This is a genomic window from Shewanella sp. 10N.286.52.B9 (assembly GCF_002873635.1).
In the GTDB taxonomy this organism is placed as follows: domain Bacteria; phylum Pseudomonadota; class Gammaproteobacteria; order Enterobacterales; family Shewanellaceae; genus Shewanella.
In genome coordinates, this window is sequence record NZ_MCTY01000054.1 from 1 (window position 1) to 11,956 (window position 11,956).

11 protein-coding genes and 1 pseudogene are annotated in these 11,956 nt (G+C 45.0%); all 12 read right to left on the reverse strand.

The window, feature by feature from the left end:
• Window positions 1-577: pseudogene (locus BCU91_RS04325) on the reverse strand (flagellin); the annotation flags it as partial.
• A gap of 280 nt (window positions 578-857) precedes the next feature.
• Window positions 858-2,063, reverse strand: a complete 1,206-nt coding sequence (flgL, locus tag BCU91_RS04330; RefSeq protein WP_102530949.1) for a flagellar hook-associated protein FlgL — start codon at window positions 2,061-2,063, stop codon at window positions 858-860.
• A gap of 11 nt (window positions 2,064-2,074) precedes the next feature.
• Window positions 2,075-3,997, reverse strand: coding sequence for a flagellar hook-associated protein FlgK (flgK, locus tag BCU91_RS04335; protein WP_102530950.1), 1,923 nt, complete (start codon window positions 3,995-3,997; stop codon window positions 2,075-2,077).
• Entirely contained in the window at window positions 3,997-5,133 is a 1,137-nt protein-coding gene (gene flgJ / locus BCU91_RS04340; RefSeq protein ID WP_102530953.1) for a flagellar assembly peptidoglycan hydrolase FlgJ, read from the reverse strand. Before flgJ ends, flgK begins: the two co-directional genes overlap by 1 nt.
• 17 nt (window positions 5,134-5,150) lie before the next feature.
• Window positions 5,151-6,248, reverse strand: coding sequence for a flagellar basal body P-ring protein FlgI (locus BCU91_RS04345; protein ID WP_102530951.1), 1,098 nt, complete (start codon window positions 6,246-6,248; stop codon window positions 5,151-5,153).
• 10 nt (window positions 6,249-6,258) lie between these two features.
• The gene (gene flgH, locus BCU91_RS04350; RefSeq protein WP_102439334.1) at window positions 6,259-6,933 is read right to left on the reverse strand and encodes a flagellar basal body L-ring protein FlgH; all 675 of its coding nucleotides are present in this window, start codon (window positions 6,931-6,933) and stop codon (window positions 6,259-6,261) included.
• A 24-nt stretch (window positions 6,934-6,957) separates the two neighbouring features.
• The gene (gene flgG / locus BCU91_RS04355) at window positions 6,958-7,746 is read right to left on the reverse strand and encodes a flagellar basal-body rod protein FlgG (protein ID WP_102439330.1); all 789 of its coding nucleotides are present in this window, start codon (window positions 7,744-7,746) and stop codon (window positions 6,958-6,960) included.
• A gap of 11 nt (window positions 7,747-7,757) precedes the next feature.
• A complete protein-coding gene (flgF, locus tag BCU91_RS04360) occupies window positions 7,758-8,501 on the reverse strand; it encodes a flagellar basal-body rod protein FlgF (RefSeq protein ID WP_076540191.1) in 744 nt (247 codons plus the stop codon).
• Window positions 8,502-8,770: 269 nt separating this feature from the next.
• Window positions 8,771-10,135, reverse strand: coding sequence for a flagellar hook protein FlgE (gene flgE / locus BCU91_RS04365; protein WP_102530952.1), 1,365 nt, complete (start codon window positions 10,133-10,135; stop codon window positions 8,771-8,773).
• Window positions 10,136-10,210: 75 nt separating this feature from the next.
• The gene (gene flgD, locus BCU91_RS04370; RefSeq protein WP_102439332.1) at window positions 10,211-11,008 is read right to left on the reverse strand and encodes a flagellar hook assembly protein FlgD; all 798 of its coding nucleotides are present in this window, start codon (window positions 11,006-11,008) and stop codon (window positions 10,211-10,213) included.
• Window positions 11,009-11,032: 24 nt separating this feature from the next.
• Entirely contained in the window at window positions 11,033-11,449 is a 417-nt protein-coding gene (gene flgC / locus BCU91_RS04375) for a flagellar basal body rod protein FlgC (protein WP_102439333.1), read from the reverse strand.
• Window positions 11,450-11,451: 2 nt separating this feature from the next.
• The gene (gene flgB, locus BCU91_RS04380) at window positions 11,452-11,850 is read right to left on the reverse strand and encodes a flagellar basal body rod protein FlgB (protein ID WP_076540181.1); all 399 of its coding nucleotides are present in this window, start codon (window positions 11,848-11,850) and stop codon (window positions 11,452-11,454) included.
• Window positions 11,851-11,956: the final 106 nt, after the last annotated feature.

Genomic DNA, 11,956 nt, shown 5'->3' on the forward strand with positions numbered 1-11,956 from the left:
TTTTTGTTGATAATGCCGTTCCATCTGCAACACCAAAACTAGTACCTGCACCCTTAGCTTCGTTAATACCGATATCGTCTGCACCAGTCGCTTTTAGCGATACCGAAATGGTTTCATTAGCATTTGAGCCTACTTGGAATGCTTGAGTACCATAGGAGCCATCAATTAACTTTTGACCACCAAACGTGGTGGTGTCTGAAATACGGGTTAACTCTGACTGCAAAGCCCCAAGCTCTTTTTGCATAGCGCCGCGATCTTCTGCAGAGTTTGAACCGTTAGCAGATTGCAGTGATAAGTCACGCATACGTTGCAAGATATTGGTGGATTCTTGCATCGCGCCTTCAGCCGTTTGCGCAATTGAGATACCGTCATTGGCATTACGCATTGCCACCCCGATACCATTGATTTGGCTGGTCATACGGTTTGAAATTTGCAGGCCTGCTGCATCATCTTTAGCGCTGTTAATGCGCAGGCCAGATGATAAACGCTCCATTGAGGTTTGCAAGTTGCCATTAGCGCCATTTAAACTGTTTTGCGCTTTCATTGCGGTGACGTTGGTATTAACTGAAATAGCCATGATACTTTCCTTTTTTAGTAGCATTGCCAAGGCTAAGCGCTTGGCTAAACTTGTTAATAAAGTTATTGACCCAGCCGCTCTATCCATATTATTTCGCGGCTGAAAACGGTTGACTCAATAACCTTTAAACAAAATTAAATGAATAAATTAACATTAAACGTTGTTGTTAGTTTTTGGGTACTTGATATTCATATAAGGCTTTATTGATATAAGGCAATTGCTTATATCAGCCTAAAAATACAGTTTCCCAATGACTGACATTGCAGTTTCATCGCGCTTGTTAGATGTAATCAAACAAGCTCGTTGAACCTACCTTGCTAAAAACACTTGATACGGCATTAAGTGCTAACTGCTGTTTTTCAAACTCAATAATGGCTTCGGCATAATCTAAATCTTCTAACATCGATAAGGCTGATGCGTTGATCACCTTCTCGTCGGTGTGATTCGATTTGTACTGGTCCATTACTTTTAAGCTGTTGCCAACCTCACCGCGCTTAGCGCTCATTTGATTGACACCACTATCGATATTATTCAACAACTGTGCCAACTCCGCTTTACCTTGTGGGGTTTGTATCTTGTCGCCACTTTGCAGCAAGCTAATTGCCTGGCTAAAACTGTCTAAAATACTGATCTCAGCCATAGGCTCAAGGGTAAAACTGTCGCCCGCCATCGGCTCGCCATCTAGCTTTACTTCCATGCCATTTATCTTAATTGGCATTGAACTATCAAAATCTGCCACTGTTGTCAGTACGTTATTGGCGCTGTCTCTGACTTCAACATCCACCCCACCTGCACCATTGTCGATAAAAGCAAACTGATAAGTATCTGCAATATGTGCTGCACTATCGGAAATTTTGGCGCTATCGACGCTAAACTCACCTTGCTGGCCTGCCATATAATTGGCGCTATAATCGCCCATGGCATTGAGCGCGTTCATAAAAACAGCATCACCGGGCATATTGGTGTCAGTCAGCACCCCTGAGGCAATAATGCTTTCGCGGGTGCCTGAGTCGCCGTTGTAAATAATTTGACCATTGGCATCAAACTCAAATGGTGCGCTGCCAGTTTTATTGCCAGCAAATAAGTAATTGCCTGACTCATCTTTTTTGTTGGCAATGGCAAGCATTTGATCGAGCGTTTTTTGCATTTCATCGGCAATAGTTTGCCGCTCGTTGTCGGTCATGCTGCCGTTTGAGCCACGCAATAATTGCTCTTTCATGCTGCCAGCTAAATTATCTAAATCCCCCAGTAAGGTTTCTGTTTGATTAAGGTGGTTTTCACCGTAATCAATATTTCTTAAATACTGATCAACTAAGTTATTTTGCTGGTTTAACTTATCGATACCAATGGCGGCCACAGGGTCGTCTCCGGCGGTATTAATTTTTTTACCTGTGGCTAATTGCAGGAGGGTTTTGCTGGTTTCAGATTGGCCTTTTGCTATGCTGTAGCTGTTTTGCTGAAACATTTGCGCAGTAGAAATTCGCATAATTAATTCTCCTAGCGAACTGAGCTAAGTAATGAGTCAAACATCTGCTGGGCAGTTGTCATGATGCGAGCTGAAGCTTGATACGATTGCTGAAAGCGCATTAAATTGGCCGCTTCTTCATCTAAATTTACCCCAGACTCACTTTGCACTCGGTTATAGGCTTGCTGATACATGGCATCATTTGAGGCCAAGCTCACCGCTGCAGCTTGCGTTTTGCTGCCGATATCCAGTTTGGTGCCTTCAAACACCCCGGTTAAGGTGGTTGAGCCATTATTCATAATGTTGGCATCGGCCAATTGCGCCATAGCAACCGCATTACTGTTGTCGCCTTCGGCAAAGGACAAATCAAAGCTATAGCTGTCAGTGACCCCCGCTGAAGATGAGTCGTTAATTTCAAAACTAAAACCAAAGCCGGTGTCAATTTGCGGCGGGGTAAAGGATTTTTCAGCGCCGACTATGGCGCCGTTGGCATCCAGTACTTGAAAAGTATTTTTAGCGGTATCAATTTTGACGGTAAGCTCACTACCCGTTTCAGGGAAGCTGGCATGAGTTCGGTCAATGTCTGTGAGCTTTACACTGGTGTTACCTGAGTTGCCTGAGTCAGCTGAGATATTAGGCCCAGCTGCAGCTATGCCTCTTGGATCTGTCATTGCCACATTGAGCCCTGCTGCAGCGCCCGCATTAGGTCTAATTTCAAAACGGTCGCCATCAGCAAAACTGCCAGCATCAATTTCAATACTAAAACCATTGCCGCCTTCAAGCTGATTGCCATTAAGGGTTAGTGGCTCAACTTTGCCTGTTTGGGTGTCTTTAAGCTCATAGGTGTTTGGCGCAGTGAAAGATAATTCGTATGCGCTGCCGGTTAATTGGCCTACATCGTCAATATTAACTTTCAGATTGGCGTCACCAGTGTTGGTACTGTAGGCACCGACTCGACCTGCGGCCATGCTGGGGTCGTTAATATCAGTAAAAATATTGCTGCCAATATTGCCGTCTAGGTCAAAACCATTTTGCTGCATTTGGTTAAAGGCATCTGCCACGCCTAAGGCCAGTTGCCCTAGCTCTTGAGAGGCTGGAATTAAGGTTTGATCACGAAAGTTAAATAACTCGCCTAATTGGCCACCTAATTTAGAGCCGTCAATCACTAACGTGCTATTACCGGTTGATGTGGTTAGCCTTGGCTCATTCGAAAAGGGATCGCCTGTAGTGGTGCCTACTTGCATCGCCACTTCACCGGACACTAGCATCACTGAGCCGCCGAGCATGACGCTTTTAGCGCCATTATCTAGCGGGATAACATTAACTTCAGAATATTCGCTTAGCTCTAAAATCAGCGCATCTTGTCGGTCTAATAATTGGCTGTCAGCCCCTGGCGACTTCATGATCTCGAGGTTGATGTTGGCAAGCTCAGTACTGATCTCATTAATGCGATCAGCAACCGCGCCGATTTGCGCATTGGTTTGCTTCATTTGCGAGTCAAGGTGGCTTTGCATTTGATTAAGGCTGTTAGCCACTTGCCCGGCAGAGCTAAGCATGTTGTTACGCATACCGAGATCTGTCGGTAAATCGCCAACATTATTAATGCTGGTAAAAAAGTCATTTAAACTGGCTGGCACCATGGCGCCAATTTGCGAGAACAGCTGATCCATTTCGTTCATTTTGCTGTAACGGGTTTCAGCACCACTCATGGAGGTTTGGCCAATGCGCAGCTCTCTTGCGGCATATTCGTTATAAACCCTTTTCACATCAGATACGTAAGTACCTGTACCATAAAAGCTACTACCGATTTGTTGGGACCCTAATGACGATTGCTCTGCAACTTGGCGGTGATAGCCCACGGTATTGGCATTGGCAATGTTATTACTGGTGACGCCCATTTGCGATTGGGCTGCCATAACACCTGAACGGGCAATGTTTAATAAATCGATAGCCATTAGTTAGTCTCTTTTGGTAATACGGACTTAAGTCCATTGGTTACTGACTCCATGACTTTCAACACTTTATTGGCGTATTGAGGATCAGTTGCGTAACCTGCTTGTTGTAGGGCATGAATAAATTTGGCGGGCTGTGCTGCCACTTTTTTGGCTTCTTGGTAGCGCTCGCCATTGGAGATGAATGACACAAAGTCATTAAAGCTTTGTTCAACGTTGTCGTACATTCTGAAGTCTGCTTGTTGTTTTACTGCCACCCCTTGCTCAAACTCTAAGGTGTTGACTGAGGTTTTATCGCCGTCCCAGCGTCTGTCGGCTTTGATATTAAACAAGTTGTTGCTGGCTGTGCCGTCATCACGACGGATCATTTTTTGACCCCAGCCAGTTTCTAATGCCGATTGCGCCAGTAATACTTCAGGGGTGGTGCCAAGCTGTTTCGCGGCCTTTTCAGCATGGGGATAAAGCACTGAGACAAAATGTTGCGGGCTGTCAAACTGATTCGGCGTTGGTGCCATCGATTGCGGCAAGCTATTGCCACTAGTGGCAACACGATCACCAGCCAAAACTTGATCTAATTCTTGGCTATCAATTATCGGCTTAGCCATTGCAGCGTTCGCAGTTGAGATATTAACAGTTGAGTGATCAGACATTGAGTGATTAGGCATTGTGTGGTTAAACATTGACTGATCAGCCTCTGAGCGCTCAGGGGCAGAATTTGCACTCACTACTGTGCTAAGAAAATCTACCGGCTTATTCGTAGAGTTAACTAATGACTGTGCACTGTTAGCGTCAATATTACCGCGCAGCACTGAGGCTGGGGTAAAACCGCTTTCTTGGGGAGAAAGTTGCTGCACCATCATGTCTGCGATGCCCAACATACCTTTGTTTGATAAATCCACCGACATTTGTTGATCGCGCATGTTTTCAAAAAATTCGGTGGTTTCACTGTTCATCGGGCTGTCTGATTTAAAGACTGCGTTAGCTTCACGCATACTTTTCATCAGCATTTGAATAAATATCCCTTCAAACTGTTTGGCGACTTCTTGTAATGCCGCCTTCTCGTCTTTCTGGGCCTTGGAACGTAATGAATCTAGTCCCCCTAGATCCAGATAGTTCGATGAATTTGACAGCTTTTCCATAGTCATACCGACAATTTTTAGATGATGATAAGCTCTCCATGCAAAGCGCCTGCCATCTTTAACGCTTCTAATATTGCCAGTACATCTGAAGGGGCAGCGCCCACCAAATTTACCGCTCTGACTAGCTCATCGAGCGAGGTGCCAGGGTCAAATAAAAACATTCGGCTATCGTCTTGGGCAACATCTATGGTGCTATCGGTTGTAACAACCGTTTGACCATCCGAAAACGGATTAGGTTGTGATACTTGGGTCGCTTCAGCAATGGTGACGGTTAAGCCACCATGGGTCACAGCTGCTGGCATTAAGCGTACATTTTGCCCCACAACTATGGTGCCCGTACGCGAATTGACTATCACTTTGGCTGACTCATCGGCCATATCAACTTGAATGTTTTCAAGGGTCGATAAAAATGACACTCTTTGGGATGCATCACGAGGCGCACTCACTTGCACCGAGGTAGCATCAAGCGCCCTTGCCATACCGGGGCCAAGCAAATCATTAATGGCTTGTTCCATGTTTTTGGCGGTTGAAAAATCTGCACGGCGCAAGTTAAAGGTGAGGTGATCGCCACTGGCAAAAGGTGACATCACGCTGCGCTCCACAATAGCGCCGCTAGGAATACGCCCAACGGTAGGAGTATTTTGTATCACCCGTGAACCGTCTTGACCTTCTGCGCTAAAGCCACTGACCACCAAGGTGCCTTGGGCAATGGCGTAAACATTACCATCAACCCCTTTTAAGAAGGTTTGCAGCAAGGTGCCGCCACGTAAGCTTTTTGCTTCACCAATACTTGATACCGTGATGTCAAGATTTTGACCGGGCTTAATAAAGGCAGGCATTTCTGCATGCACGGCTACCACAGCGGCATTTTTGGTTTTAGGGTTAACATTATCGGCTAAATTAATGCCGAAGTTTTTTAGCATGGTTCTAAAGGTTTGTTCGGTATAACGGGTTTTTTCACCTGTGCCGGGTAACCCCACCACTAAGCCGTAACCAATTAATTGGTTACTTCGCACACCTTGGACATTGGCAATATCTTTAATGCGCTGGGCTTGAATTGGCTGTGACAGCAACACCATGCTGAGGCTGAGTAAAATGAGGGATTTGATTTTCATGGTTAACTCCTTAGAAAGGCCACCATTGGCCCATAAAGAAGGAGCTTAACCAACCCACTTTTTGGACATCGGCAAAAGTGCCGGTACCGCTATATTGAATCCGAGCATTGGCAACACGGGTGGATTCAACGGTATTATCAGGAGTGATATCTTGACTACGTACCATGCCAGTAACGCGAATAAACTCATCACCATTATTAATTGAAATCCACTTTTCGCCGCGAATAACTAAATTGCCATTGTTAAGCACTTGCATGACATTGGCTGAGATGCTGCCGTCTAAACTGTTTGACTGATCGGCATCTGACTCACGCTTGGTATTCATGTCATCTGAATAACGAAAATCTAGCGGAATTCCTTTAATCGACAGATTGCTGCCACCGGCATAAACCGGATCGACGCTTAAATCAGAGCCTCTTTTAATTTCGTTATTGGCACTTTTCTTCGCTTGGGTCGACTCATTAAGCAATACGGTAATAATGTCACCCACTTTGTGGGCACGAATATCCGAGTACAAACTGGATGATTGATGATCCATGTAAATTGAACCCGTTGACACCATTTGGGTTGGCGGCGCTTCTGGGTAAACAGGCGCATAAAATGGATCATCGGCTATGGGTTTTTGCTGAGTTGAGCTGCAACCCAGCATCACAAATGCTGATGCTAAGACTAAAACCTTATTCATCATCCCCTCTCTTATCATCAAAGCTTATAAGTTCTGTGTTACGTAAGACATCATCTGATCAACAGCTGATATCACTTTCGAGTTCATTTCGTAATTACGTTGACTTTGGATCAAGTTAACCAGTTCTTCAGTCACGTTAACGTTTGACGTTTCAAGCGCCCCTTGACGAATAGCCCCTAAACCATCCAATGAAGCCGTGCCCTGAATCGGCGTGCCACTGGCACCGGTTTCGGTGTAAAGGTTTTGCCCTAGTGGGTCTAACCCTGATGGATTAATAAAGTCGCTCATGGCTAACTGACCAATGACGGTATTTTCTGTAGCACCTGAAAGTTTCACTGAAACTTCACCTTCAGATGACACTGTGATTGAAGTGGCATCATCAGGAATGGTGATGGCAGGCTGGATGACATAACCCGAACCTGGGGTCACAATTTGGCCATTTTCATCTAGGCTAAATTGGCCGTTACGGGTATAAGCTGCGGTGCCATCTGGCATTTCAACTTCAAAAAAGCCTGGACCTTCAATCATTAGATCTAAGGCATTGTCTGTGGTTAACATATTGCCTTGGGTAAACATCTTTTGCGTGGCAACCACTTTGGTACCCGCACCGAGGTTTAAGCCATTAGGTAGTTTGGTGTTATCAGCACTGACGCCGCCCGCTTGGTTAACGGTTTGATAAAGCAAATCTTCAAACACTGCGCGGCTTTTTTTATAGCCAATGGTACTGGCGTTGGCCACGTTGTTAGAAATAACCGAAATGTCGGTTTGTTGGGCATCTAGGCCGGTTTTACTGATCCATAAAGCAGGATGCATAATAATTACTCCTAACTAATTCTCATTAAAGCTGACGAGGCGCGATCAAGATCTTCGGCGTTTTTCATCATCTTCACTTGCATTTCGTATTGGCGCTGAATATCAATTAGCGCCACCATTTCAGATACCGCATTGACATTACTGCCTTCAACTGCGCCACTTTCAACTTGAACATTGGGATCATTAGGGATGTTTTGCCCTGTGGTTAAACGAAACAAGCCATCCTCACCGCGCATCATGTCGGCGTTGTTGGGGTTAACCAATTTAATCCGCGCAACTTCTTCGACTATGTCGGCTGTGGCGCCTTGGGGTCTAACCGAGATAATACCGTCAGGGGAGATTTGCACTTTTTCAACCGGCAGTGGCAGCACAATTGGCCCAGCCTCCCCCATAATCGGATTGCCACGCGCATTAGTGAGTAAGCCGGTAGTGTCAAAATTTAGACTGCCTGAACGGGTATAGGCTTCACCGCCATCAGCAGCTTGCACAGCTATCCAGCCTTTATCTTTAACGGCAATATCTAAATCACGACCTGTGGTTTTAAGTGGGCCTGAGTCAAAGTTATGCCCGGGGCTTTCTGTCATTGCAAAAACACGAGTCGGTAAACCTTCGCCAAAAGCTTGCATAGAGCGTGCTTGAACCAAATCAGCTCTAAAGCCGTCAGTATTCACATTAGCTAAATTGTTGGCTCGCACCGCCAAAGCATTCATATTCTGCTTAGCGCCGCTCATGGCAACATAAAGTAATTTGTCCATTTACCGCTCCGTCAAACTTTCTTCATAACAAAAGATATACACAGAACTAGCAATCAACGTGCCAAAAAATTAAGGGTTTGAGTTTTAGATGAAATTTGCAGTTATAAACAGCGGGGAAATTTACAAGATAAGCAATATTGGGCAGGTTAATGGCTGTAGTAACGAGGTGAAGAATGAGGTGAACAATAAGGCAAAGAGTTGCCATGGCGGCAACTCTTTACTAAAGCGCGAGATTACTAAAGCGCGAGATTACTAAAGCGCGAGATTAATTAGCGGATCTGCAATACCGTTTGGTTAAGGGTATTGTTCACTTCAAGGGTACGTGAGTTGGCTTGGAAGTTACGTTGAGCTGAAATCAAATCCACCAGCTCGGTGGTTAAATCAACATTTGATTGCTCAAGTGCTGACGAGCGAATACTACCAAAAGTGCCGCTATTGGCCTCACCTGCTAGTGCTGGGCCTGAGTCTAAGCTGGCTTTCCAAGAGGTATTACCTACTTGAGTTAAGCCTTGCTCATTAGAAAAGCGTACTAATGCTACCCGAGCTAATGGCACGGTTGAACCGTTACTGTAACTGGCTGTTACTAAACCGTCATCGCCGACACCGACATTGGTTAAGCGCCCGACTGTGGTGCCATCTTGGGTTAACTCTGTCACTTCAAACGGTGAGGCGTATTGAGTAGGATTATTAAAATCGATGTTCACCTTTTGGGAGCCGTCAGCGCCGGTGCCGATAACACCTGCGCCATTACTACCTAGTTCAACCGTAGACACTACCGCTGGATCAGATCCTGTATAAGTTCCGGCATCATTAAATGTAAGTACTGAGCCTTTCCAGCCGGATGCGTTTTCAGCGGTACCAGTTGAATCAGCAATACCATCACCAGTAGTATCTGTTGGGAATGAACCACCCGTTGGCGCATCAATATCCACTTGCTTGCCATCAACAGCATAAAAGGCAACCCAGTTATTCTCACCAGTATGGGAACCACCTTCTGGCTTGACAAAATAAGTGGTCATGATGCGGGATTCACCAAGTGAATCATAAATCGTCACTGAGGTTGAGTTATTAAATGTATCAGGGTCTTCTGGATCAAACTTTGCGGGATCAAGTTCTTCATCACCAACATTGAGGTTCATTTGAAAACCCACATTACCAGTTTTCACAGGGCTACCTGCAGTATCGGGGATTTTAATCGGTTGAGTGGTGGTTAAACTGACCGAGGTCGAATTACCTTTATCATCCACAGGGAAACCCTGTAAATAGTTACCGGCTGAATCTGTCATAAAACTTTCTGAGTTTACTTTAAATGCACCTGCACGGGTGAATGCATGATCTTGGCTGCCCGCTTCAGATGAAGTAACAAAGAAACCACCGCCACTAATAGCCATATCTAAGGAGTTGTTGGTAAACAGTAAGCTACCTTGCTGAAACTGTTGCGCTACGTGAGTTGTGGTTGCGCCGCCGCCCACTGCGGTATTACCATTTGAAAAAATTGAATTAGCATAAACATCGGCAAATTCAGCGCGAGACTCTTTAAAACCAATGGTATTGACGTTGGCAATGTTATTAGCCGTGGTGTTGAGATCTTTTTGAGCAGCTGCGATACCACTCAATGCAATATTAAACGACATAAATCACCTCTTAGCGCTTTAAATTAGGTTCTGTGTGGCTGCCAGATTTCTGGCAGCTTATTATTGTTTGTGTTATTAACTTTCTGCCACTGCCAGTACATCAGACAATTGAATACCACCTAGGCCTCTGAGGTTAAGGATCGGACCGCTGGCGACACTGCCTAAAGACACACTAGTGACATGGGCATAAGTTGAAACCGCTAAATCTTCGGCGTTGCCATCAACTTTACCGTTAGCTTTAATGGCATACATGCCTTCTTCTACGGGTTCGCCATCTTTATCAAGGCCATCCCAGCTGACATCAATGTTGCCGCCTGCAGAGCCATCAACCTCAAAGGTTTTAATCACTTGGCCTGACTCGTCTTCAATGGTGACGGTAATGGTATCGATTGGCTGTGGCGTACTAATGACACCGTTAATGACTGGGTTTTCTTCTGAGACATGGCCAATATCTGATGGAATGAGCACCTTTTGCCCCACTAAGCCCGAGGCTTGTAATGCCTGACTTGAGCTCATCACACTGTTCAAATTCAAAATTTCAGCATTTAAGTTGGCAATACCATCAACGGTCGCGAAGGACGCCATTTGTGCGATCATCTGATCGTTTTCAACAGGTTTAAACGGGTCCTGCATTGACAGCTGTTGACTCAAAAGCGCAAAGAAATCCGATTGGGTTAGCTCTTGGCTTTTAGCTTCACCAGTTTCGGTGGTGCTAGCTGATTGCGCAGCGGTTAGGCTATCTAAAAAGCTACTGTCTGATACCTGTGTAGTTTGTGAGTTTGTCGCCACTGAATTAGTGGAGACGGTGGAAGCCGTGGTAGACGTCTGCAACTGCGGTAATGACTGACTACTGTAAGGATTAACGAGGCTCATTGTTTACCTCCAACTAAATTCATATTACTTACCCATACGAAGCGTTTGCTGCAACATTGATTTGGCGGCATCAGCCACTTGAACATTCATTTGATATGACCGAGAAGCAGAAATCATATCGGCCATTTCTTCCATCACATTGACATTGGGTTTATAAATAAACCCATCGTTATCAGCCATTGGATGATTAGGTGAGAATTCTTTTAATAACGGTTTATCGCTTTCTACAACGCCTTTAACACTGACACTATGAGAACTATTTTGCTGATGACTGGCTTTGGCCATTTCAGCCTCAAAAATAGGATGACGAGCTCTATAGGTCTCACCGACACTGCTTGATACTGTGTTGGCATTAGCAATATTACTGGCGGTGGTATTTAAGCGCACCGATTGCGCAGACATACCCGAGCCTGACACATTAAAAATATTAAAAAGACTCATAATTAATCACCTCTAATGGCTTTACGCATGCCAGAAAACTTACTTTCAAGAAAGCCCAGTGACATTTGATATTCCAAAGAGTTTTGCATAAATGCAGATTGCTCTTCTTGCATATCCACCGTATTACCGTCACCTGTGTCTGGCTGATTTGGCACCCGAAACTGCACATGCTCTTGGCTTAACGCTTTAAGGTCAAAGTGCTTGTCAGTTGTTTGACTCATTTGCAGCCCTTGCTGATGAGAGCGGGCGCTATTCATGGCAGAGGCAAAGTCTACATCACGGGCTTTGTAACCCGGGGTATTGGCATTGGCGATATTACTAGATAGCACTTCAGCCCTTTGAGCACGTATGCCCAACGAGTATTGATGTACCCCTAAACCATTTTCAAAATTAATCGCCATAAAATTGCCTCCATCAGCTAACTGTCACTAACAAAGCAAACCTTATGCCAAAATATTGCGGTTTTAAGATGAGAAAGGATAAAAATGAAAAATGCCGACGTAAGTC